The sequence below is a fragment of the Streptomyces sp. NPDC017095 genome (assembly GCF_044332325.1).
Lineage (GTDB): Bacteria > Actinomycetota > Actinomycetes > Streptomycetales > Streptomycetaceae > Streptomyces.
Genome location: NZ_JBIROU010000006.1, coordinates 37,868 through 61,819 on the forward strand (window position 1 = coordinate 37,868; position 23,952 = coordinate 61,819).

Sequence of the window (23,952 nt, forward strand, 5' to 3'; positions counted from 1 at the left end):
CGCGCGGACCGCAGCCACACGGGCTCAAGAGGGCAACTCCGCACGGTGCGGCGCGTGTCGCGGCGCGTCGCGGCGGGAGCGCCGGTGCGCGGGCGGGTGAGCGGCACCGGGAGGCGTTCGAGGTCGCCTTGTACCCTGGATCGAAGTTCGTCAAGATAGAAGAATGTCGAATCAAGAGCTGGCCGTGCTGGGCCAGGACGGCGGGTGCTGCCCGACCCTGCTGGCCGTGCCCGTGGACGAGGACCGGGCCGTCGAGCTGGCCCGGGTGTTCAAGGCGCTGGGCGATCCGGTGCGGATCAGACTGCTGTCGATGATCGCCTCGCGCGCGGGCGGTGAGGTGTGCGTCTGCGACCTGACCCCGGCCTTCGCGCTGTCCCAGCCGACGATCTCCCACCATCTGAAGCTGCTGAAGCAGGCCGGGCTCATCGACTCCGAGCGCCGCGGCACCTGGGTGTACTACCGGCTCGTCCCGGAGACCACCGACCGTCTCGCCGCCCTGCTGACCCGCCCCGCCGAGACCGCGGAGGCCGCGTCGTGACCGCTGTGACCGCCCCGGAGACAGGTCCGGTCGCGGGCCGGCTGTCGTTCGTCGACCGCTTTCTGGCGGTGTGGATCCTGGCCGCGATGGCGGCCGGCCTCGGCCTGGGCCGCCTGGTGCCCGGGCTCGGGACCGCGCTCGCCGAGGTCACGGTCACCGGCGTCTCGCTGCCGATCGCGCTCGGCCTGCTCGTGATGATGTATCCGGTGCTGGCCAAGGTGCGCTACGACCGGCTCGGCACCGTCACCCGGGACCGGCGGCTGCTGCTGCCCTCGCTCCTGCTCAACTGGGTGCTGGGCCCGGCACTGATGTTCGCCCTGGCCTGGCTCCTCCTGCCCGACCTGCCCGCCTACCGCACCGGACTGATCATCGTCGGGCTGGCCCGCTGCATCGCCATGGTCGTCATCTGGAACGACCTGGCCTGCGGCGACCGCGAGGCCGCCGCCGTCCTCGTCGCCCTCAACAGCGTCTTCCAGGTCCTCGCGTTCAGCCTGCTCGGCTGGTTCTACCTGACCGTCCTGCCCGGCCGGCTCGGTCTGGAGCAGACCGCACTGGACGTGTCGGTGTGGGAGATCACCCGCTCGGTGCTCGTCTTCCTGGGCATCCCCCTGCTGGCCGGCTTCCTCACCCGGCGCCTGGGCGAGCGGGCCAGGGGCCGCGTCTGGTACGAGACTCGACTCCTCCCCCGCGTCGGCCCGTTCGCCCTGTACGGACTGCTGTTCACCATCGTGGTCCTCTTCGCCCTCCAGGGCGACGCCATCACCTCCCGCCCGCTCGACGTCGCCCGGATCGCGCTGCCCCTGCTGGCCTACTTCGCGCTGATGTGGGCGGGCTCCCTGGCGCTCGGCCGGGCCGTCGGCCTGGGGTACGCGCGCGCCGCCACACTGGCGTTCACCGCGGCGGGCAACAACTTCGAGCTGGCGATCGCGGTCGCCGTCGCCACCTTCGGCGCCACCTCCGGCCAGGCCCTCGCCGGCGTGGTGGGTCCGCTCATCGAGGTCCCGGTCCTCATCGGCCTCGTCTACGTCGCGCTCGCCGCCCGGCGCTTCTTCCCCGGTCACCAGCACGCCCCGGCCGGGAAGGCCGCCGTACCGGAAGGGTCGTTCCGTGTCTGACTCCCCCGCCGCCAAGCCGTCGGTGCTGTTCGTCTGCGTCCACAACGCCGGCCGCTCGCAGATGGCCGCCGCCTGGCTCGCCCACCTCGCCGGGGACCGGGTCGAGGTCCGCTCCGCCGGCTCCGCGCCGGCCGGCACGGTGAACCCGGCCGCCGTCGCGGCCATGGCCGAAGCCGGCATCGACATCTCCGCCGAGGTCCCGAAGATCCTCACCGCCGACGCCGTACGGGCGTCCGACGTGGTGATCACGATGGGCTGCGGCGACACCTGCCCCGTCTTCCCCGGCAAGCGCTACCTCGACTGGGCGCTGGACGACCCGGCCGGGCAGGGCCTGGACGCCGTCCGGCCGATCCGCGACGAGATCGGCCGGCGCGTCCAGGCCCTCGTGGCCGAACTCCTGCCCGGCCACGCCTGAGCCGCCGGGCGGCGCCGGGCTCCTCTACCGCACCGGTCGGCTCCCGGGGACCCGCCGGACCGTCCTCACCCGTCGGCCCGGGAGGCTCCCGCGCCGTCCGCCGGACGCGGCCGGCGCTGTGCGGTGGGCGGGTCCCCGGTCAGCTCAGCCACCCGTCACCACGCCGGTCAGCCACCCGTCGCCAGGCGGTAGAAGGCCGCGAGGGCGGCGTCGATGGGATGGGGCCGCGGTGTGCCCGAGGCGTCCAGCCTGTTCCACCTCTGCGCGTTCACCGCGACGCACAGCTGCCGCTCGCCGTCGGCCCGGGTCATGGCCAGCGCCCCGCCACCCCACACCGTGCCGCCGTGGCCCCAGTAGGTGCCCTGGCCGGGGATCTCCATGGGGTGCAGGCCGAGGCCGTAGTCGATCGTCCGTCCCTCCTGGGAGACGACCGGCACGGTGTGCCGCATCTGCGCCAGCGACCACGGACTGACGACCTCCCCGGCGAGCAGCAGGCGGTAGAAGCGGTTGAGGTCAGCGACGGTCGATATCAGCGAGGCGGCCGGTCCCACCCATGACATGTCGAAGACGCTGTAGTCGCGCGGTGGGTCGATCATGCCGAACCACTCCTCGTAGAGCCGCGAGTGCGGTCCGTCGACGTACGGTCCGGTGGGCAGTGCGGTGTCCTGGAGCCCGGCGCGTTCGATGACGTTCCGGGTGATGCACTCCTCGGCCGTGGCGCCGGTCACCTCCTCCAATAGCGCGCCGAGGAGGAGGTAGTTGGTGTTGGAGTACACACCCGGAGTGCCGCCCGGGGCGCCGGCGGGGGGCGCGGCGACCCCCATCCCGATCAGTTCGGTGGGGTGGAACCGGGTGAACCGGTTGTCGTCCAGGCTCTCGGGTCCGGTGTCCGCGAAGACGGGGAACCCCTTGAGGGAGGGGTAGGCGTAGGGGAGGTACTCGGCGAGGCCGCTGGTGTGGTTGAGCAGCATCCGGACCGTGACGGCCTGGCCGCGTGCTCCGGGAACCAGCCTCGGGAGGTACCGGCCGATCGGCGTGTCGAGACCGATGCGGCCGCTTTCGACCTGCTGGAGCACCGCGGCGGCGGTGAAGGTCTTGGTGATGCTGCCGACGCGGTGGCGCATCCCGGCGGTGACGGGGCGGCGGGTGGCGACGTCGGCGACCCCGGCGGCGCCGCGCCAGGTCCGGTCGCCGTCCCGCACCTCGGCGAACACGCCCGGCATCCCGGCGCGGTGGACGTTTTCGAGGGCGGTGCTCAGCTCCGCGGGGTCCGGTAATTTCCGCACGACAGGCGTCCTTTCGTCTTCCACGGGAGGAACTCCACGTCGGCGCGCCCGCCTTGGGCAGGGCGGCACGAGGGGACACGCCGGCCGGCTCCTCGCGGGACCGTCCGGCACATGCATGTCCTCATTATGCACGCGGTGCGTGCAACACCAAGTGCACAGATAGACTGGGACCCGTCGAGAGGAGCGAGATGGCAGGGCGAAGGCGCTGGTCGACCGAGGAGATCCTGGACGCGGCGGCGGAGCTGCTGCGCACGGGCGACACCGAGTCGTTCAGCGTGCGCAAGCTGGCCGCGACGCTGGGGACCGATTCCTCCAGCCTCTACCGGCACTTCCGCAGCAAGACCGAACTGCTGCGCGCGGTCGCCGACCGGATCCTCCTGGCCGCCATGGACGGCTACCGGCCCGAGGGCGACTGGAAGCAGCGCATCACCGCCGTCGCCCTGCGCGTGCGCGAGGCCTTCGGGCAGCAGCCCCAGCTCGCCGCGGTCTGGGGGCGCTACGCGTCGAGCGGCACCGGTTCCCGGCTCGTCATGGAAGAGGTGCTCCAGGCCCTGCTCGCCTCGGGACTGCCCGACGAGGAGATCCCGGAGCGCTACCACCGCATCGCGGTCCTCATCGCCGCGTTGACCGCCTCCGAGGCCGGGGTCACCGCCCTCACTTCCGAGGCGTACGAACAGGGCATGGAGCTGTTCCGTGTCGCGGTGCTCGGCGCCGACCCCGACCGCTTCCCCGCCCTGGCGCACTTCGCCCGCGAGGTCCGCCCCCTCGGAGCGGACCGCCGCGCCGCGTTCGAGGAGATCCTCGCCGCCCAACTCGCCCGCATCGAGGCCGCGATCCCTCCGGGCTAGGCCGTTTCCTTTGGATCACCTCGCCGACCGGATGAAGATGGCCGCGATGTGGAGTCCGGCCAGGAAGATGGTGGCGGTCTTGTCGTAGCGGGTGGCCAGGCCGCGCCACTGCTTGAGCTTGTTGATGCACCGCTCGACGGTGTTGCGCTGCTTCATATGCCTCACGGTCGAAGGTGAGCGGTCGGCAGCGGCTGTCCGCGGCGAGGTGGATCTTGGTGGTCGGACCGCCCCGGGACCGTCCGAGGGCATGGCCGTCCGGCTCGCCGGCCGGGGCCCCTTTTGACGGGCCCCGGCCGCATGCTGACGAGCCCGGACGATCGTGGAGTCGACCGCGACGGTCCAGTCGAGGTCACCTTCGGTGTCGGCCTGGGCGAGCAGGGCGGTGAAGACCTTCTCCCAGGTGCCGTCGGCGGCCCACTTCCGCAGGCGGTTGTGGGCGCCCTTCCAGGAACCCAAGTGCTCGGGCAGGTCCATCACGGCGTGCCGGTGCGGTACTCGAACGCGATCGCGTCGATCACCTGCCGGTGATCAGCCACCGTCCTCGCCGCTTCGGTGTCCGGTCCGGCAGCAACGGCTCGATGCGTGCCCAGTGGGCATCAGTCAACGACACACATCAACCAACGATCAGATGATCCGAAGGAAACGACCTAGTCCTCGTCGTGCTCGCCCACGACTCCATCGTCCTCCGCGCCGGCGGGCGGGTCCAGGGTGTGTGGAAGCAAGGGCGCGGGCTCCGCCTCGCAACCTCACAGCCTCATAGTTCACCTCGTCCACCTGGGGGAACGGCCTGTGAGTCTGCCAGCCTCACAGCGTGACACCGTGCGGTGCGCGGGTCTGTCACGCTGATCCGGACGGCGGGCGCGGGCCCGCCACACGACGCGAGGAGGCCAGGTGGCGGGGATCGAGCGGGAGCCGGCGGAGGTGCGGGTCCCCAAGGCGGCGCTGGACGCCTTCGCCGCGGCGCTGAGCGTGCGCATGGTGGCGATGCGGACCTGGCCCGACGGTATTGAGTGGATGTACCCGGTGGGCACGTGGGACGAGGCGCACCTGGAGGTGGCGCTCATGCCCGGCGGCGAGGAGGTGTGGCTGCGGATGTCCACCGACCGCTCCAGTGTCGCCGTGCGGACCATCGAGCAGTGGCGGGGCCTTCTCCGGCGAGCTGCCCGGCGCGACGCCGCCGCAAGCCTGAGCCGCGAGGCCCGAGGCGGTTCGGCCGGCAACACGAACGGCGGCGGTCAGCGTGGCTCCGGCGGGTCCGGGTCGTTGGGCAGCCGGAAGCGACCACGACGTCGTCGAGCCGCCGGCCGCACGCCGTGGCCCTGTGGCGGGGCGCTGACCGCCACAGCAACGCGAGCGAGGACCAATGCCGAAGAAGCCCGCGCACGACCCGCCGTACGGCTATGACCACGACACGCGGACCGTGCGCATGGGACACCCTGACCCCATCGCCCACGTCAGGAACAGGGAACCGTGATGTCGTAGGACTCCGGGCCGAAGCTGATCTTCCGGTCCTCTCCCCAGACCGGTCTGGTCGTAGGTCAGAGTGACGCTGTAGAAGCCGCAGCCCGGGATCTGCTCGCGATGATGCCCTCGGAAGAGCGGGAATCGATCCGACTGCCTCCGTAGGTTTCGAAGACTTTCTGGCCCGACTCGCTCATCGACACGTCGGTCCGGAACGAGGCTTCGTAGGCTGGCGCGGCGTTGTACCAGGCACCTCCCCACCAGTAGGTGACCCGGTCCATCTTCAGGTTCACATCCATGACATTCTGCTCGTCGACCTGGAGACACACCTGGATGTCGGCGAAGGTGTAGCGGCCGGCGCCGTAGAGGTGCTCCTGGGGACCGCAGTACACGCCGGCTGCGGCGTGTCCGTCTGCTGCGACTGCCGAGCTCGCGCCAGGCAAGGACAACAGGGACGATTTGGTGAGGACGGCTGCGCCGAACGGGCCACGGCGTGTCCTCCGGCCACCGAATCAGTTATCCGGGAAGGCGATCTTCTCCAACCAACCCGGAGGGACCGTGAGGTACGGGCAATGGGCGGTCAGGGCACACCGGGCCGCAGTCCGGTTCATGCTCTGCGCGGTAACAGCGATCGTGGCCACGCTGGGCGGGACCAACCCCGCCGCGGCCGCGTCCCAGGACTTCCACGTCACCTACGACAGCGGCGTGGGTACCTACACTCGCAACTCGTACTGGGTGGACATTCACGGCACCGTCACCCGCGACGATTACCAGTACGAACTGACAGCCGTCGTGGAGTCCCATTGTGTCCGGGACCAGGGCTCCTCTCAGGAATGGGGTATGGCTTTCGGGTCGAGTATTGAGAACTGGCGGTACCTGTCGGGGCCCTCCAGCGACAGCGTCCCGTATGCGCGGGAGAAGGTCACGGTGACGGGCCTCCTGGGCGAGGACGGCCGTGTGTACCTCCAGGCAGGCGCCTGGGGCGGAACCAACTTCGGTAGTTGGGGTTGGGGATCCCCGCAAAGCGTCTGGGTGTGACAGCAGTGGCGTCATCCTCATGAACCCGACAGCGACATAGGTTGAAGGACAACGGCCGCTGTCTCGTATGTGGAACATTCCACCCGTACGAGACAGCGGCCGTCGTCCTTCAACTCTCCAGTAGCCACCCGTGCGTCCCCGGCAGCCACCTGGTTGAACGCCACCTCCGTCCGGCATGGCCTTGTTCGGTTCCTGAACTGGCCAGACCCGCATCCGAGGTTCGAGCACAGGCACTGAATGTCAGTGGCTGTCTCCCTAGGCCAGTGCCCTCGATGAGACAGCCACTCGCCTCACGGGAGCTGTCAGAACCAGATCCAGAGTTTGTACTGGGTGCCCGAAGGCGTGCACTCAGCGCGGTAGTAGCGGTCGGGGTTGGACTGCACGACCATGATGCCAGCCACGGTGCAGTCGGTGAGAGTGTTGTAAGTGGCCCAATAGTGCGCGGTCCCCGCCGCGATGCCGGCCTCTTCCTTCCCCTGCGCCACACGGATGGACCCGACCGTTGCGGCGGTGGTCGCGTCGGACGAGGCGGCAAGCGCCGGCCCGACCGAGACGCCCAGCACAAGTGCGGCGCCGACGGCCGCGGTTGCGATAGCACGGCGATTACGCATGCATCTCTCCCTCAGTAGGAACACAGAGTTCGTGTCTTGCCTTGTCGCTTCTGCCATACGAGCGCGAAACGGCCACGCTGTTCCGGCGGCTGTTCACGACGCTCGCCATCCGGCCCATGCGTGATGCGGCCCACAGGCTCCGCTGGTCCGCCTGGCGACGCCGTCGTTCCTTGCGGCATCGAGCTTGCCGACACTGGCCCAGTTGGAGGAATAGTTCGTGACTGTCCCGGACAGTCGTTGCTTGTCCGACCTGGTCAGCGTCGTGTCCCGGACACTGCCTGGGCTCGCTGTGCGCAACGTCGTGGTCCTCGCGCACAGCACCGACGTGCCCATGCACCGCCTGCTGTCTGTCCGACGACAGCAAGCTAGCCCGCGCCATCGCGGTCCTAAGCCGCGCCCAGCAAGACGCGATCTGCCCGGCCCCCGGCGGCCGTGTGCGGGCCGCCGGGACGGGCCCATGGTCCTGCTGCCTGTCCCGGGAGCAGCAGACGTTGGCTGGGTAGCAGCGGGGCCCGAACACCGGCCGGGGCCGGCCTGCTACCCGTGCAGCGCCCGTGTGCCGCCCGGCCCGTGCAAATGCTGCGACGACCAGGAGCAGCGGCATCTCACTGCCCTCTGGCAGGTGATCTTGACCGATTGCCAAGCGAGTCTGACCGACGGAAAGACCTCAGATCAGGTGTAGACGTTCCGTCCGTACTCCTCGCGGCTTACCTGGAAGTCGTCCGGCCGGTCGCGGCGGAGTTCCTCGTATCGCACCTCGAACATGTCGATCGCCTCCTGGAGCGTGCAGCCGGAGGCGGCCATGATCGCCTTGAGCGCGAGGACGATCCGATGGCCCAGGATGTGACGGTCCGCGCTCTCGGGCAGGTTTTCCATGAGTCGACCGTACCGACAGGCGTCCGGCCGGTGCCGGTCAATTTCACCTGGCAATCGGTCAAGATCACCTGTCAGAGGACACTCACGGCCGCAGGCCCGCGCCTCAATACCCACAGCCTCACCGGCACCGCGCCCGCCTGGGGAAACGGGCTGTGAGTCTCACAGGAACGGCCGGGATGGGAGGTCTACAGGACGGTGCCGTGCAGGGCGCGGCGGTCGTCGGACATGGCGTAGCGGCGGGCGGCGAGGCCGTGTTCGAGGGGCTCGCCGATCTGGTCGCACAGTAGCGCCAGGACGTCGGCGGCCTCGATGTCGGAGAGGTAGGCCGGCGCGACTTCGAGCATCAGCTCAGTGGCGCGGCCCGGCCACCCGCTACGACAAGACCGCCACCATCTTCCTGGCCGGACTCCACATCGCCGCCATCTTCATCCGGTCGGCGAGGTGATCCAAAGGAAACGGCCTAGCGGTCTCGGGGCTTCGGTCTCGGGGCGTCGCGCCGTTACCCCGGAGGTAATGGCGCCGGTCCGCCGGCGGCGGTGAGAATGCGACGCACCGCGTCAGTCGTGACGCGGAGACCGGATCGGAGTGATGCGTCATGTCCCCAGCCGCACCCGCTGGCACCCGCGCCGTCGTGGAGGAGCTGCTGCGCCGGATCGGCGAGGGCGATCCGGAGCGGATCGCCGAGATGTACGCCGCGCGGGCCGACTGGAAACTGGACTGGCCGGCGGCCGAGCACGGCCGGGCCGCCACTCCGTGGATCCGTCACCGTTCCACCCGCGCCGATGCCGCCGCCCACTACCGCGCACTCGCCGAGCACCACGTACCCGGGCAGGCGGCGACCGGGATCGAGCGCATCCTCGTCGACGGCCACGACGCGGTCGTGCTCGGTGAGATCCGGCAGACCGCCCGCTCCACCGGACGTGCCTACCGTGCCCGGTTCGCTCTGCACCTCACCGTCGAAGACGGCCTCGTCACCCGGCACCATGTCTACGAGGACAGCCTTGCCGTCGCCCAGGCGTTCGCCACGACGGCGCCGGGCGAGGCCCGCTGAGGCGTCCGGCGACGGCTCCGGGTGGCACCCTGCGCCGTACGTGCCGGTGGTTCAGCGGATCTCGAGGTCCGCGAAGTCCGGGTGGCGCAGGGAGCGCCACACCTCGGCGGCGGAGAGGGGGCACTGGGTCGCGGTGCGGTCCTGTTCCGTCCAGTAGTAGTTGCGGGCCCGGGGATCGCTCCAGGTCTTGCCGAGGTTGCGCCGGTCGACCTCTTCGTTGTACCGCCGGTACGGTTCCTCCCGCACGGTGACCGCCTTCTTGCCGTCGAGGATCAGCCGCTCGACGCATTCGAGGGCGTGGACGGTGATCAGCTCGTGGTAGGTGGGGATGTTGAGCATGCTGCTGGTGTTCGGGCCGTAGATGGTCCACAGGTTCGGGAAGCCCGGCATCATGCAGCCCTTGTAGGCCCGCGCCCCGCCCTCGCTCCACAGCTCGTCCAGCGTCAGTCCGCCGCGACCGGTGATCTTCATGGGGAACAGGTAGTCCCCGGCGCGGAAACCGGTCGCGTAGACGATCGCGTCCAGGTCGTGCTGTATGCCCTCGCTGGTCTCGATCCCGGTCCGGTTGATGCGGCGGATGCCGTCGGTGACGAGTGTGACGTCGTCCCGCTGAAGGGCGTCGAGGACGCTGTACTCGGGGTCCACCAGGACCGGCCGCGCCGAGAGCACCGGGTGCGGCGGGGTCATCTTCCGCACGAGTTCCGGGTCGTCGAGTTTGTGTGCGAGGAAGGCCAGGGCGGCGTCCCGGGCCGCCTTGTTGGCGGCGCTCAGGGAGTGCGGGTCGTGGAAGCCGGGGTCGATCTCGGTCGCCGTGGCCAGGCCGTTGGTCGCGTAGGTCGCCCTGAAGCGGGTGAAGTTGGTGTGGTACGGCAGGTTCCGGTCGAGCCAGGTGACCTGCTCGGGGAAGGGCGAACGGTAGCCGGGCACCGGGAACAGCCATTGCGGTGTGCGCTGGAAGACGGTGACGTGCCCGGCTTCCAGGGCGAGTTCGGGGATGAGCTGGTAGCCGGTGCAGCCCGTTCCGACGACCGCCACCCGCCGGCCCTTCAGGTCGGCCCCGTCCGGCCACCGGGCCGTGTGCCAGGACGGGCCGGCGAACTCCTCGGCCCCCTCGATCGGCGGAACGTGCGGGCGGTTCAGGAAACCCACGGCGGAGATGACCGCGTTCGAGCGGACCGTGTACGCGCCCCGCGGGCCATTGACGTGGACCGCCCAGGTCCCGGAGTCCTCGTCCCAGTCCATGGCGCGCACTTCGGTGTCGAACACGATGTCGGCGCGGACACCGAACTCGTCGGCGACCCAGTCCAGGTACTCGGCGTTCTTCTCCGCCGGGCAGAACGGGTACGGAAGGCTGAAGCCGGCGCCGTACAGGTGTGTGTAGGCGCGGCTCGGGGAGTCGACGCGGCAGCCCGGGTACCGGTTCTCCCACCAGGTGCCGCCGGCGCCGGAGTTCTTCTCGATCACCGTGTACGGGATGCCGGCCCGCTTGAGCTGGACGGCGGCGTTGAGGCCGCCCAGGCCGGCGCCGACGACCGTGACGTGGAAGCCGTCCAGCCGCTCGCGGGGCGGCGGGGCCTGCCACCGCAGGGCGCGGGCCCACGGGTCCAGGGCGAGGTCCTCCAGCCAGAGTCCCAGGTCCTCTGCGGGTATGTCCTGGCCGGCGGCCAGCGCCAGGCTGACGGGCAGCCGGCCGGCCGGGCCGGGCCCGAGGCCGGCGGCCCCCGCGGCGCGGTAGTCCTTCAGGAACCGGGCCGCCTTGTCCTGGAGCAGCGCGGTGTCCTCGTCCCGGGACGGCACGCACATGTCGAGGGCGCCGGCCCGCACGGTCTTCACCCGGGTCGCGGCGACCTCCTCGTCCGCGGTCAGCTGGTAGAGCAGGCCCCGCAGCACCATCGGGTCGGCGTACCGGACGGCGTCCTCGATGGTCTCGTCGCTCGCGTCGGGCAACTCCGTGCGGGGCACGCCAAGTGCCGCCATGGGGCATTCCTTTCGGTAGGGGTGTGCGCGGTGCGGGCAGCGTCGCCGGGTCGCCCGCCGCCCCGGCCCGGGAGCGGTCCGGCCGGGAGCCGGCGTGCCGCTCGGGCCGGGGCGGGGGGTGACCCGGGGGTTGCTCAGCCGTAGCGGCGTTCGCCGTCGGCTCCCAGCGGGGACCACCACTGGTCGTAGTTGGTCGCGCCGTCGCCGAAGAAGCCGGCGCGGCCCTCGACGATCCGGCCGTCCTCCCAGCGGAACACCTGCACGCCGTGGGCGTCCAGGACGTCGAAGGGCGAGGTGCTGCCCGCCGGGGCGCCGGGGCGGACGGCGTGGACCTTCACCACGTCCATGTTCTCGTTCCCGCTGATCATGGAGGTGACCAGCTCGACCTCGAAGTTGCCGCCCGCCGTTTCCGCGAGCGCGCGCCGGAAGGCGAGGAGGGCGTCGAGGCCCACGTGCCAGCCCGCCTGCGCGTGGCGGCCGGGGACCGAGAAACGGACGTCCTCCGACCAGTACTGGGCGGCCTCCTCCCGGTCCAGGGCGACGAGAGCGACGTACGCCTTCTCGACCAGTTCGGGGGTTACCTCGGTCATGTCATGCGCTCCTGTACGTCGGGTGTCGGTCCGTCCGGCCCGTGAGCCAGGCGTGGACGGCTTGTGCGGTGGCACCGGCGTGCTCCTCAAGAAGGGAGAAGTGGTCGCCGGGGGTCTCGTGCGCGGTGGCGTCCGCGGCCCAGGCCGGATGCGGTCCGGCCTCGGTGCCGGGCAGCGCGTCGGCGGCCCGCACGAAGAGGGTGGGCACACCGGTCCGGGTGGGGGTCCATTCCTCGAACACGCGGAAGTAGGCGCCCATCGCGGTCAGTGAACGGGAGTCGACGGGCGCCGCGGCCTGGTGCCGGTCGAACAGTCCGTCGGTGAAGGCGGTGGCCAGGGTGTCGCTCGTCTCGCTCTGGAGATAGGTGTCGAGCAGGACCAGGGCCTGCGGGGCCTCCCCCGCCGCGGCGAGGGACGCGGCCACCGCGTGGGCGATCCAGCCGCCCGACGAGTAGCCGAGCAGCGCGACGGGCGCGCCGGCCGCGTACCGCCGTACCGTCGCGGTCTGTGCCTCGACCACGGCCCGCCAGTCGGCGGGGAGGGGTTCGCCGGGCAGGAATCCGGGCTGCGGCACGGCGACCACCTCCCGCCGGCCGCGCAGCGCGCCCGCGAGCCGGGCGAACTGGTGCGGGCCGGACAGGGCGACCACCGCGGGGAAGCAGACCAGCGCGGGTGCCGTGCCGTCGCCGCCCGCCAGCCGGACGGGCTCGGGCCGCTCGCCCAGTTCGGCGGCGCCGCTGAAGGACGGCAGGAGCCGCGAGGCCGTGCGGAGCAACTCGATGCCGTCCAGGGTGCGGCCGGCGGCGCGGGCCCGCCGGAACAGCGCCCCGACGCCGTCGTCCTCGGGCGGCACGGCCGCCGCGGCGGTGCCGGCCGCGAGTTCGGTCCGCAGGTGGCGGACGAGGACGGGGACGGTGGGGTGGTCGAAGACCACGGTCGCCGCCAGGCGCAGGCCGGTGGCCCGCTCCAGCCGGTTGCGCAGTTCCACCGCGATGAGCGAGTCCATGCCCAGCTCGGGCAGGGACCGGTCGTCGTCCACGTCGCCGGGCGAGGTGAAGCCGAGGACGGCCGCCGCCGCGGTCCGGACGGCGGAGCGCAGCGCGGCCTCCAGTTCGGCCCCGCGCAGCGCGGCCAGGTGTGCCGGGGGCGGTTCGGCGGCGGGGTGCCCTACCGCAGCCGGGTGTGCGGGCCGTGCCGGCCGGGCGGGGTGCCGGGCCAGGAGCCGCAGCGGTTCGGGCAGTGCCGGGTCGCCGGCCAGGGCGCGCAGCCGCTCCTGGTCGGTGGCGAGCGGGGCCAGGACCGGGTCGGGCGCGACGGCGCCGACGGCGGCGTCGAACAGCGCGAGCCCTCGCCCGGGTGTCAGCGCCTCGATGCCGGCGCGGGCCGTGCGGCGCAGTTCCGGGGCGCCCGCCATGCCGTCGCCGCCTTGGTCCCACGGTCCCCAGGCCAGGCTCAGCGCGGCCAGGCCGTGTGCCCTGCGGTGCTGGGCCAGGGCGTCCAGGAAGGTGTTGGCGGCGGCGTAGTTGGCCTGTCCGGGGGCGCCGAGCAGACCGGCGGCGGAGGAGAACAGCACGAAGGCGGTCAGGCCGGCGTCCTTGGTCAGGTCGTGCAGGTGCCAGGCCGAGGCCGCCTTGGCGCGCAGCACGCGCTCCAGCCGGTGCGGGGTCAGGGAGGCCACGACCGTGTCGTCCAGGACGCCGGCGCAGTGGACGACCGCGGTGAGCGGACGGTCCGCCGGGACGCCGGCCAGCACCGCGGCCAGGGCGTCGCGGTCGCCGACGTCGCAGCCGGCGGCCGTGGCCGCGCCGCCGAGCCGTTCGATCTCGGTGGCCAGCGCGGCCAGCCGGGGGTCGTCGGCGCGCCGGCCGACGAGCAGGACGTGCCGTACCCCGTGCGCGGCGACCAGATGGCGGGCCGTCGCCCCGCCCAGCGCGCCCGCGGCGCCGGTGACCAGGACCGTGCCGTCGGGTCCGAAGACGGACGCGCCGGGAGTGAGCGCCGAGGGAACGAGCCGGAGCGTGCGCGGTGTGCCGCCGCGCAGCGCCACCTGGGCCAGGCCCGAGGCCACGGCGGCCGGCAGGGCGTCCCAGGACGCCTGCTCGCCGTCCACGTCCACCACGGCGAACCGGCCGGGGTGTTCGGAGGCCGCGGAGCGCAGCAGTCCCCACAGCGGGGCGTGGGCGAGGTCGGGCACGTCGTCGTCCGGTGCGGCCGCCACCGCGCGGCGGGTGACGGCCACGAGCCGGGACCGCGTCCACCGGGCGTCGGACAGCCAGGTCCGGATCAGCTCCAGCGCCCGGTGGGCGGGCCGGGGGTCGAGCGGGTCGTGCGGTGTGAGGAACGGTGCGAGGACGGTGTCGGTGCCGTCCGGGAGCAGTGCCAGGGTGTCGGCGCGGGGCAGGGAGCCGATCGGGGTGGGGCCGAGGACGGCCCACGAGCGGGTGCCGGGGTCGGCGGCGGGCGCCGGGTGGTCCGCGGGTGTCCACTCGACGCGCAGCAGCGGCCGGGCGGTGTCGGGTGGCGCGGACACCGGGCGCAGGGCCAGGGCCGCGACGGAGGCGACCGGGGCGCCGTCGGGGTCGGTCAGTTCCAGGCTCACGGTGCCGGGGTCGCCGGCCGGTGTGAGGCGTACCCGCAGGGTCCGCGCCCCGGTGCCGTGGAGCCGTACGCCGCGCCAGGAGAACGGCAGGACGGGCGGTGCGGGCCGGTCGTCCTCGCCGAGGGCCAGGGGGTGCAGGGCCGCGTCCAGCAGGGCGGGGTGCACGCCGAAGGCGTCCGGGTCCGTGCCGTCCGGGAGGGCGACCTCGGCGAGGAGCGCGTCGCCGTCGCGCCACACGGCCCGCAGGCCCCGGAACGTCTCGCCGTACGACAGGCCCGCCTCGGCCATCCGGTCGTAGACGCCGGTGAGGTCGACGGCCACGGCCCCCGCGGGCGGCCACGGCCCGGTGGTGGCCGGCGGGTCCTGGCGGGCGGCGGACAGGGTGCCGACGGCGTGCCGGTTCCAGGTGTCCCCGGCCCGCGCGTAGACGCCGAAGGACCGCCGTCCGTCGGCGTCCGGTTCCTGCACGGACAGCCGCAGGGGCAGGACCGTGTCGTCGGGGACGGGCAGCGGGGCCTGGAGGACCAGGTCCTCGACGGTCGGGCAGCCCAGTTCGGCGCCCGCGCGCAGGGCCAGCTCCGCGAGGGCCGCGCCGGGCAGGACGGCCGTACCGGCGACGCGGTGCCCGGCCAGCCAGGGCCGGGCCCGCGTGTCCAGGTCGCCCGCGAACACGGAGCCCTGGATGTCCGGCGCGGACACGGCCGGGCCCAGCACCGGGTGCTCCCTCGCCGTCCGCCGGGGGCCGGCCGCCAGCCAGTACCGGCGGCGCTGGAAGGGGTAGGTCGGCAGGTCGACGCGGTGCGCGCCGGTGTCCGCGAAGTACGCGGCCCAGTCCACGTCCACGCCGTGGACGTGCGCCTCGGCGAGCGCGGTGGTCAGCGCGCGGGTCTCGGGGAGGCCGGGGCGCAGCAGGGGCACCACGGGGCGGGCGCGGTCGGCGAGGCTGTCCCGGGCCGCCGCGGTGAGCGTGGTGCCGGGGCCGATCTCGACGAAGACGGCCGCGCCGTCGGCCTCCAGCCGCGCCACGGCGTCCCGGAACCGCACCGGCTCCCGCAACTGGCGCACCCAGTACTCCGGCGCGCACAGCTCGGCGGCCGGGGCGGGCCGGCCGGTGGTCGCGGAGACGACCGGCAGTGCCGGCTCCCGGAAGGACACCTCCCGCGTGATCCGCCGGAATTCGTCGAGCATGCCGTCCATGTGGGCGGAGTGGAAGGCGTGGCTGACGCGCAGCCGCCGGGTCCGGCGGCCGGCCGCGGCGAGCCGGGCGGTCAGCGCGTCCACCGCGTCGGCGTCGCCGGACACCACCACGGAGCCGGCGCCGTTGACGGCGGCGAGCGTGACCCGGTCCGTCAGCAGCGCCACGACCTCCTCTTCCGGGGCCTGGACGGCCGCCATCGCGCCGTGGACCGGCAGGGCCTGCATCAGCCGGCCGCGCGCCGCGACCAGCGTGGCCGCGTCCTGGAGGCCGAGGACGCCCGCGATGTGCGCGGCGGTCAGCTCGCCGAGGGAGTGCCCGGCGACCACGTCGGGGCGTACGCCCCAGGAGCGGAGCCGGTACGCCAGCGCGGTCTCCAGGGCGAACAGGGCCGGCTGGGTGTAGTCGGTCCGGTCCAGCAGCGCGGCGTCCGCGGTGCCCGGCTCGGCGAACAGGACCTCGCGCAGGGGCCGGTCGAGGAACGGGTCGAGATACCCGCAGACCTCGTCCAGGGCCTTGGCGAAGACGGGGTCGGCGGCGGCCAGTTCGCGTCCCGTGCCGGGCCGCTGGCTGCCCTGGCCGCTGAAGAGGAAGGCGACCGTGCCGTCGGCGGCGCGCCCGGTCAGGGCGCCGGGCCCGGGCAGCCCGGTGCCGGCGAGACGTTCCAGGGCGGCCGTACGGTCCTCACCGCCGACCGCGACGACGGCGGCGCGGTGGCGGAGCGCGGAGCGCGTGGTGGCGAGGCTGAAGGCGAGGTCGGCGGCGGGGGTGTCCGGCCGGGCGCGCAGCCGCGTCAGCAGGCGCCGCGCCTGGTCGCGCAGGGCCGCCGGGTCCGCGGCGGACAGCAGCCAGGGCGCGCCGTCGTCCGCGGGCTGCCGGGCGGGGTCCGCCGGCCCGGCGTCCGGGGCGGGAGCGGCCAGGTCGTCGGGGGCCTGTTCGATGATGGCGTGGGCGTTGGTGCCGCTGATCCCGAAGGACGAGATCCCCGCCCGGCGCGGCTCTCCGGTGGCGGGCCAGGCGACGGCGTCGGTCAGCAGCCGCATCCCGCCGGCCGACCAGTCGACGTGGGGCGTGGGCCGGTCGACGTGCAGGGTGCGCGGCAGTGTGCCGTGGCGGATCGCCTGCACCATCTTGATCACGCCGCCGACGCCGGCCGCGGCCTGGGTGTGGCCGATGTTCGACTTGAGCGAGCCGAGCCACAGGGGCCGGTCCGGGCCGTGCTCACCGCCGTACGTCTCCAGCAGGGCCTGCGCCTCGATGGGGTCGCCCAGCACCGTGCCGGTGCCGTGGGCCTCGACGCCGTCCACCTGGCGGGCCGTCAGTCCGGCGGCGGCCAGCGCCTGCCGGATGACCCGCTGCTGCGCCGGTCCGCTGGGCGCGGTCAGCCCGTTGCTGGCCCCGTCCTGGTTGACCGCGCTGCCGCGCAGCACCGCGAGGACGCGGTGCCCGTTGCGGCGGGCGTCCGAGAGCCGTTCCACGAGGAGGACGGCGACGCCCTCGCCCCAGCCGGTGCCGTCCGCGCCGGCCGCGAACGACTTGCACCGGCCGTCCGGGGCGAGGCCCCGCTGACGGCTGAACTCGATGAACGGCCCCGGCGTCGCCATGACGGTGGCGCCTCCGGCGAGGGCGAGGGAGCACTCGCCGACGCGCAGCGCCTGGGCGGCGAGGTGCAGGGCCACCAGCGAGGACGAGCAGGCGGTGTCCACGGTGACGGCCGGGCCCTCCAGCCCGAGCGCGTAGGCGATCCGGCCGGAGGCGACACTGCCCGCGGTGCCCGAGCCGAGATAACCCTCCACGTCGTCGGGGGTGTCCGCGGCCCACGATCCGTAGTCGTGGTACATGACACCGGCGAAGACGCCCGTGTCGCTGCCGCGCGCCGACTGCGGGTCCAGGCCCGCCCGTTCGAACGCTTCCCACGACACTTCCAGCAGCAGCCGCTGCTGCGGGTCCATGGCGAGGGCCTCGCGCGGGCTGATGCCGAAGAAGCCGGGGTCGAAGTCGGCGGCGCCGTCCAGGAATCCGCCGTGGCGGGTGGCGAAGGTGCCGCGCCGGCCGGGTCCCGGTCCGGGGTCGTAGCGGCCGTCGATGTCCCAGCCCCGGTCGCGGGGCATCTCACGGACGGCGTCGCGGCCGGACAGCACGAGGTCCCACAGGTCTTCCGGGGAGGTCACGCCGCCGGGGTAGCGGCAGGCCATGCCGATGATGGCGATCGGCTCGTCGGCGGGCGCCGCCGGGCCGCGCGCGGGCGCGGCGGTGGCCGCCGTGCTGCCGAGCAGCAGTCCGCGCAGGTGCCCGGCGAGGTGGGCGGGGGTCGGGTGGTCGAAGACCAGGGTCGTCGGCAGCCGCAGCCCGGTGTGGGTGCCGAGCCGGTTGCGCAGTCCGATCGCGGCGAGCGAGTCGAAGCCGGCCTCCGCGAACGTGCGGTCCTCGGGCACCTCGCGCGGACTGTCGTGGCCCAGGATCGCCGCGGCCTCGGCCCGTACCAGTTCGGTCAGCTCGCGCAGCCACTCGGCCTCGGGCAGGGCGGCCAGGCGCTGGGCGAGGCCGGTGCCGTCCGGGCGCGCGGGGGCCGCGGCGGCGCTCCGCTGCGGCGCGGGCCGCACCAGGGCGCGCAGCAGCGCGGGCGCGGTGCCGGCGTCGAGCCGGCGCGGGTCCAGGTGGAGCGGTGCCACCAGCGGCTCGGTCCCGGCGAGGGCGGCGTCGAACAGGGCCAGGCCGTCCGCCGCGGGGATCGGCCGCATGCCGAGCCCGGCCAGCCGGTGCCGCGCCGGGCCGTCGAGTCCGCCGACCATGCCCGTGGTGCCTTCCCACAGGCCCCAGGCCAGGGACAGGGCGGGCAGTCCGAGCGAGCGGCGGTGCAGGGCCAGGGCGTCGAGGAAGCCGTTGGCCGCGGCGTAGTTGGCCTGTCCGGGGGCGCCGAGCAGGCCGGCCGCCGAGGAGAACAGGACGAAGGCGGTCAGGCCGGCGTCCTTGGTCAGGTCGTGCAGGTGCCAGGCGGCACCGGCCTTCGGGGCCATGACGCGGCGGACCCGGTCCGGGGTCAGCGTCTGCACGGTACCGTCGTCGAGGACGCCGGCCGCGTGGACGACGGCGGTCAGCGGCCGGTCCTGCGGTATCGAGGCCAGCAGCCCGGCCAGGGACTCCCGGTCGGCGGCGTCGCACGCGGTGACGGTGACCCGCGCGCCCAGCGCGCGCAGCGCGTCGGCGAGTTCCGGGGCACCGTCGGCGGCCGGGCCGCTGCGGCTGGTCAGCAGCAGGTGGCGCACTCCGTGCTCGGCGACGAGGTGCCGGGCCAGGAGGCCGCCGAGGGCGCCGGTGCCGCCGGTGATCAGGACGGTGCCGTCCGGGTCGAACGCCGGGGGCCGGCCGGGCGGGGCGCCGGCCGGCACGAGCCGGGGCAGGAGCGGCTGGCCGGCCCGCAAGGCGAGGGCCGGCTCGTCCGTGCCGAGCACGGCGGGCAGGTCCCGGGTCAGATCCTCGGGGGCGTCGGTGTCCACTAGGACGATCCGTCCCGGGTGCTCCGACTGCGCCGACCTCAGCAGCCCCAGGGCGGCGGCGCCCGCCAGGTCGGTGACGTCCTCCTCGGGTCCGGCGGCCACGGCCCCGCTCGTCACGGCGACCAGGCGCGTGGCGGCGAACCGGTCGTCGGCGAGCCAGGCCCGCACCTGTTCCAAGGCGTCGGCGGCGCACTCCCCCGCAGCCCGGTCCGGCCGGGCGTCGCGCGGGGTGCCGGTCAGGGGCAGCAGCAGTATGCCGGGCGGCGGTTCGGCGGAGTCCAGCGCGTCGGCGAGGGCGGCCGTGGCACCGTACGGCGCCGGTACGGCCGGTGTCCGCGGCGGTGTCCAGGTGAGGTGGAGCAGCGGCTCGCGGGTGCCGGCGCCCGCGGTGATCCGGCCGGCCGGGCGCAGGGCCAGCGCGTCGACCGCGAGGACCGGCCGTCCCGTCGGGTCGGTCACGTCGATGGCGACGGTGCCGGGTGCGTTCGGGGCGAGCCGGACGCGGGCGGCGGCGGCACCGGCCGCGAACAGGGACACGCCGTGCCAGGAGAACGGCAGGGCCGCGGTGCCGGCCACGTCCGGGAGCGTGCCGAGGCCCAGGGCGTGCAGCGCGGCGTCCAGCAGGGCGGGATGCAGGCCGAACGAGCGGGCGCCGTCCTGCTGTTCGTCGTCCAGCGCGACCTCGGCGAACAGTTCCCGCCCGCGCTGCCACACCGCGCGCAGCCCCTGGAACGCGGGGCCGTAGTGCAGTCCTTCGGCGGCGAGGCGGTCGTAGAGCCCGTCCAGGCCGAGGGCGGTCGCGCCGGCCGGGGGCCAGACCGCGGGGTCCTCGTCCCGGGGCGGGTGCGGGGCGGCGGCGGACAGCGTGCCGGTGGCGTGGCGGACCCAGGGCTGTCCGGGCAGGGCGTCCTCGTCGCGGGCGTACACCTCGACCGCCCGCCGGCCGTCCTCGGCGGGCGCGCCGACCCGGATCTGCAGGACCACCGCCCGGTCGTCCGGGATCACCAGCGGGGCGGTGAGGGTCAGTTCCTCGACGCGGTCGCAGTCCGCGTGCCGGCCCGCGCGCAGCGCCAGCTCCAGGAACGCGGTGCCCGGCAGCAGCACGGAGCCGCCCACGGCGTGGTCGGCCAGCCAGGGCTGGGCGGCGGGTGTCAGCCGGCCGGTGAACAGGTACTCCTCGGAGTCGGCCATGAGCACGCTCGCGCCGAGCAGCGGGTGGTCGGGGAAGCCGAGGCCGGCCGCGGAGACGTCGACCCGGTCGCGGACCGGTGCCCGCAGCCAGTGGCGCCGGCGCTGGAAGGCGTACGTCGGCAGGCCGACCCGGCGCGCGTGCGTGCCCTGGAAGAACGCCTCCCAGTCGACGGCGGTGCCGCGCGCGTGGAGGTGGCCGGCGGCGGCGGTCACCGCGGCGGTCTCCGGGCGGTCGGCGCGCTGCGCGGGGACTGCGGCACAGGCGGCGGTCAGGCAGGCCTCGGCCATGGGCGTGAGGGCCGCTTCAGGCCCGAGTTCGAGGAAGGTCCGCACCCCGGCGGCTTCCAGATGGCGTACGGCGTCGGCGAACCGGACGGGCCGGCGGGCGTTGCGCACCCAGTACTCGGGGGTGCACAGCTCGGTGGCGTCCGCCGGTCGTCCGGTGACCGTGGAGACGAAGCCGATGCGGGGCGGCCGGAACTCCAGACCGGCGGCGACCTGCCGGAGTTCGTCCAGCATGGGGGTGACGCGGGCGGAGTGCGAGGCGTAACTGACGTTCAGCCGACGGGTCTTGCGGCCCTGGCGGGCGAAGTGGGCGGCGAGCGCGGTGACGGGCTGCTCGTCCCCGGTGAGCACCACCGCGCCGGGGCTGTTGACCGCCGCGATCTCGGCGCCGTCGGCCAGCAGGGGGCGGACCTCGTCCTCGGCGGCGGCGACCGCCACCATGACCCCGCCCGGGGGCAGTTCCCCGGTGAGTCTGCCGCGCGCGGCGACCAGGGCCGCCGCGTCGGCGACGGAGAGCACGCCGGCGACGTGGGCCGCCGCCAGCTCGCCGCCCGAGTGGCCGAGGACGTGGTCGGGTTCGACGCCCCAGGAGCCGAACAGCCGGAACAGCGCGACTTCCACGGCGAACAGGGCGGGCTGGGCGAAGGCCTGCCCGGCGAGCAGGGCGTGGCCGTCCTCGTCCGGCCCGGCGAAGACGACGGGACGCAGCGGGGCGGGCAGGTGCCGGTCCAGTTCCGCGCACACCTCGTCGAACGCGTCGGCGAAGGCGGGGAACGCCTCGTACAGGCCGCGGCCCATGCGGGGGCGCTGGCTGCCGCCGCCGGTGAACATCATCGCGAGGCCGCCGGGGGCGGTACGGCCGTGCAGCAGCGCGGACGCGGGCCGGCCGGCGGCGAACGCCTCGACGGCGCGGAGCAGTTCCCCGGGGTCGTCGCCGGTGAGGACCGCCCGGTGCTCCAGGGGGGCGCGGGTGGTGAGCAGGGAGTAACCGACGTCGTGCGGGCGGCGGCCGGGGTGGCGCCGCAGGTGCTCCGACAGGCGGGCGGCCTGGGCGCGCAGGGCCGGTTCCGAGGCGGCCGTCAGGGCCCACAGGGCGGTGGTCCGCGGGGTGCCGGCCGGCGCGGGGGCCGCGTCGGGCGCGGGCCGGGGTTCCTCGGCCGGGGGTTCCTCGATGACGACGTGGGCGTTGGTGCCGCTGAACCCGAAGGAGGAGACGCCGGCGCGGCGCGGGGCCTCGCCCCGGGGCCACGGGCGGGGTTCGGTGAGGAGTTCGACGGCGCCGGCGGACCAGTCGACGTGCGGGGTGGGCTCGTCGACGTGGAGGGTCCTGGGCAGCAGTTGCTCGCGCAGGGCGAGGACCATCTTGATGACGCCGCCCACGCCCGCGGCGGCCTGGGTGTGGCCGATGTTCGACTTCAGGGAGCCCAGCCGCAGGGGCTGTCCGGGGGCGCGGCCCTGTCCGTAGGCGGCCAGCAGGGCCTGGGCCTCGATGGGGTCGCCGAGCGTGGTGCCGGTGCCGTGCGCCTCGACGGCGTCCACGTCGGCGGGGCCGAGGCCGGCGTCGGCGAGGGCCTGCCGGATCACGCGCCGTTGCGCGGGCCCGTTGGGGGCGGTCAGTCCGTTGCTCGCGCCGTCCTGGTTGACGGCGCTGCCGCGGACGACGGCGAGGACGCGGTGGCCGTTGCGGCGGGCGTCGGAGAGCCGCTCCAGCAGCAGCATGCCGGCGCCCTCCGCCCAGCCGGTGCCGTCGGCGGCGGCCGCGAAGGACTTGCACCGGCCGTCCGACGCGAGGCCCTCCTGCCTGCTGAAGTCCACGAAGGGCAGCGGGGACGCCATCACGGTGGCCCCGCCGGCCATGGCGAGGGAGCACTCGCCCTTGCGCAGCGCGGTGACGGCGAGGTGCAGGGCGACCAGGGAGGAGGAGCAGGCGGTGTCGATGGTGACCGCGGGGCCCTCCAGGCCGAAGGTGTAGGCGACGCGGCCGGAGGCGATGCTGCCGGAGGTGCCGGTGCCGAGGTAGCCCATGACCTCCTCGGGCAGTTCCTTCAGCCGGGCGGCGTAGTCGTGGTACATGATCCCGGCGTAGACACCGGTCCGGCTGCCCCGCAGGGCCGACGGGTCGATGCCGGCGTGCTCGAAGGTCTCCCAGGCCGTCTCCAGCAGCAGGCGCTGCTGGGGGTCCATGGCCGTCGCCTCGCGCGGGCTGATCCCGAAGGGTGCCGGGTCGAAGTCGGCGACGTCGTACAGGAAGCCGCCCGCCTGGGCGTGGCTGGTGCCGGCGTCCCCGGCCTGCGGGCCGTGCAGGGCGCCGAGGTCCCAGTCGCGGTCGGTGGGGAAGGCGGACACGGCGTCCCGGCCGCCGGCGACGAGCCGCCATAGGTCCTCGGGGCTGCGGACGCCGCCGGGGTAGCGGCAGGCCATGCCGATGATGGCGACGGGTTCGCGGGCCGCGTCCTCGGCCTCCCGCAGCCGCTTGCGGGTCTGGCGCAGTTCGGCGGTGAGCCGCTTGAGGGAGTCCAGGACCTTGTCGGTGGGCGGTGTCCGGTCGGTGCCCGTCATCAGGCGTTCCCCAGTTCTTCGTCGATGATGTCGAGCAGTTCGCCGAGGTCGGCGGCGTCCAGCGCGTCGTCCGCGCCGTCGTCCGCCGCGTCGGCGGGGGCGGTGGCCTCGTCCCAGGCGGCGAGCAGGCCCTTCAGCCGCAGCCGGATCTGCGCGGCGGCCTCGGGGTCGCCGGACAGCGGCGGGAGGGTGTCGCGGAGCCGGTCGAGGTCGGCGAGGGCGGCGTCGGCCGGGCGGGCCGGGGCGGGCACGAGGGTGTCCTTCAGGTGGGCGGCGAGAGCGGCGGGCGTGGGGTGGTCGAAGACCACGGTCGCCGGGAGGCGGACGCCGGTGGCGGCGTCGAGCCGGCCGCGGATCTCCACCGCCGCGAGGGAGTCGAGTCCGGACTCGGTGAAGGGCCGGTCCGCCGGGACGGCGCGCGGCGAGCTGTGCCCGAGCACCGCCGCCGCCTGGGTCAGGACCAGTTCGAGCAGCAGACTCTCCCGTCCGGCGTCGTCCAGCGGGAGCAGCCGGTCGGCGAGCGGCGGGCCGTCGCCGGCCGCGGGGGCGGCGGGGGCGGCGGGGGCGGCGGCCGACGGGATGCGGGCCGGTGGCACCAGGCCCCTGAGCACCGGCGGGAAGTCGGGGTTCTGGGCGCGCGGGCGCAGCAGCGGCAGGTCGAACCGGGCGGCGACGAGGACCGGGTCCGGCCGCCGCAGCGCGGCGTCGAACAGGGCGAGTCCGGCGGCGGGCTCGATCGCGCCGAAGCCGGCGCGGGTGATGCGGTCGCGTTCCGCCTCGGTCAGCCCGCCCGCCATGCCACCCCGTTCCTGGTGCCACA

15 protein-coding genes and 1 pseudogene are annotated in these 23,952 nt (G+C 74.3%); 7 read left to right on the plus strand and 9 right to left on the minus strand.

What is annotated here, in order from left to right:
* Positions 1-163: 163 nt before the first annotated feature.
* From ACH4OA_RS13550 to ACH4OA_RS13560, 3 genes are read left to right on the plus strand one after another with little or no spacing between them, the layout of a single operon-like run.
* Complete coding sequence (locus tag ACH4OA_RS13550; RefSeq protein ID WP_365877923.1) at positions 164-538, plus strand: metalloregulator ArsR/SmtB family transcription factor; 375 nt, start codon at positions 164-166, stop codon at positions 536-538.
* A complete protein-coding gene (gene arsB, locus ACH4OA_RS13555; protein ID WP_397935762.1) occupies positions 535-1,653 on the plus strand; it encodes an ACR3 family arsenite efflux transporter in 1,119 nt (372 codons plus the stop codon). The genes ACH4OA_RS13550 and arsB overlap by 4 nt, the downstream gene beginning before the upstream one ends.
* A complete protein-coding gene (locus tag ACH4OA_RS13560) occupies positions 1,646-2,068 on the plus strand; it encodes an arsenate reductase ArsC (RefSeq protein WP_397969063.1) in 423 nt (140 codons plus the stop codon). The genes arsB and ACH4OA_RS13560 overlap by 8 nt, the downstream gene beginning before the upstream one ends.
* Positions 2,069-2,235: 167 nt before the next feature.
* Here the strand turns inward: ACH4OA_RS13560 and ACH4OA_RS13565 are convergent, their stop codons facing one another.
* Entirely contained in the window at positions 2,236-3,291 is a 1,056-nt protein-coding gene (locus tag ACH4OA_RS13565; RefSeq protein ID WP_397969362.1) for a serine hydrolase domain-containing protein, read from the minus strand.
* A gap of 251 nt (positions 3,292-3,542) precedes the next feature.
* On the opposite strand from ACH4OA_RS13565, the gene ACH4OA_RS13570 reads away from it, so the two are divergent.
* On the plus strand, positions 3,543-4,202 hold the full coding sequence (locus tag ACH4OA_RS13570; protein ID WP_397969064.1) for a TetR/AcrR family transcriptional regulator: 660 nt from the start codon (positions 3,543-3,545) through the stop codon (positions 4,200-4,202).
* Between the two features lie 15 nt (positions 4,203-4,217).
* Here the strand turns inward: ACH4OA_RS13570 and ACH4OA_RS13575 are convergent.
* Positions 4,218-4,812 (minus strand): annotated as a pseudogene (locus ACH4OA_RS13575) (IS5 family transposase).
* Between the two features lie 281 nt (positions 4,813-5,093).
* Here ACH4OA_RS13575 and ACH4OA_RS13580 point away from each other — a divergent pair.
* A complete protein-coding gene (locus ACH4OA_RS13580; protein ID WP_397969066.1) occupies positions 5,094-5,606 on the plus strand; it encodes a hypothetical protein in 513 nt (170 codons plus the stop codon).
* Between the two features lie 134 nt (positions 5,607-5,740).
* Here the strand turns inward: ACH4OA_RS13580 and ACH4OA_RS13585 are convergent, their stop codons facing one another.
* Positions 5,741-6,106, minus strand: a complete 366-nt coding sequence (locus ACH4OA_RS13585) for a hypothetical protein (RefSeq protein WP_397969067.1) — start codon at positions 6,104-6,106, stop codon at positions 5,741-5,743.
* A 190-nt stretch (positions 6,107-6,296) separates the two neighbouring features.
* On the opposite strand from ACH4OA_RS13585, the gene ACH4OA_RS13590 reads away from it, so the two are divergent.
* On the plus strand, positions 6,297-6,701 hold the full coding sequence (locus ACH4OA_RS13590) for a hypothetical protein (protein ID WP_397969069.1): 405 nt from the start codon (positions 6,297-6,299) through the stop codon (positions 6,699-6,701).
* Positions 6,702-7,003: 302 nt separating this feature from the next.
* Here ACH4OA_RS13590 and ACH4OA_RS13595 read toward each other — a convergent pair whose 3' ends face one another.
* The 3 genes from ACH4OA_RS13595 to ACH4OA_RS13605 form a co-directional block, all read right to left on the minus strand.
* Positions 7,004-7,312, minus strand: coding sequence for a hypothetical protein (locus tag ACH4OA_RS13595; protein ID WP_397935770.1), 309 nt, complete (start codon positions 7,310-7,312; stop codon positions 7,004-7,006).
* 672 nt (positions 7,313-7,984) lie between these two features.
* Entirely contained in the window at positions 7,985-8,188 is a 204-nt protein-coding gene (locus tag ACH4OA_RS13600) for a hypothetical protein (protein WP_397935771.1), read from the minus strand.
* 185 nt (positions 8,189-8,373) lie between these two features.
* Positions 8,374-8,532 (minus strand): hypothetical protein, encoded by a 159-nt coding sequence (locus ACH4OA_RS13605; RefSeq protein WP_397935773.1) that lies wholly within the window; start codon positions 8,530-8,532, stop codon positions 8,374-8,376.
* Between the two features lie 251 nt (positions 8,533-8,783).
* On the opposite strand from ACH4OA_RS13605, the gene ACH4OA_RS13610 reads away from it, so the two are divergent.
* Complete coding sequence (locus tag ACH4OA_RS13610; RefSeq protein ID WP_397935774.1) at positions 8,784-9,239, plus strand: nuclear transport factor 2 family protein; 456 nt, start codon at positions 8,784-8,786, stop codon at positions 9,237-9,239.
* A gap of 51 nt (positions 9,240-9,290) precedes the next feature.
* Here ACH4OA_RS13610 and ACH4OA_RS13615 read toward each other — a convergent pair whose 3' ends face one another.
* From ACH4OA_RS13615 to ACH4OA_RS13625, 3 genes are all read right to left on the minus strand, one after another.
* Positions 9,291-11,216: an FAD-dependent oxidoreductase gene (locus ACH4OA_RS13615; protein ID WP_397969070.1), complete on the minus strand. Its 1,926-nt coding sequence runs from the start codon at positions 11,214-11,216 to the stop codon at positions 9,291-9,293.
* A 134-nt stretch (positions 11,217-11,350) separates the two neighbouring features.
* Positions 11,351-11,806, minus strand: a complete 456-nt coding sequence (locus tag ACH4OA_RS13620; protein WP_365941978.1) for a nuclear transport factor 2 family protein — start codon at positions 11,804-11,806, stop codon at positions 11,351-11,353.
* A 1-nt stretch (position 11,807) separates the two neighbouring features.
* Complete coding sequence (locus ACH4OA_RS13625; protein ID WP_397969071.1) at positions 11,808-23,951, minus strand: SDR family NAD(P)-dependent oxidoreductase; 12,144 nt, start codon at positions 23,949-23,951, stop codon at positions 11,808-11,810.
* Between the last annotated feature and the right edge of the window lies 1 nt (position 23,952).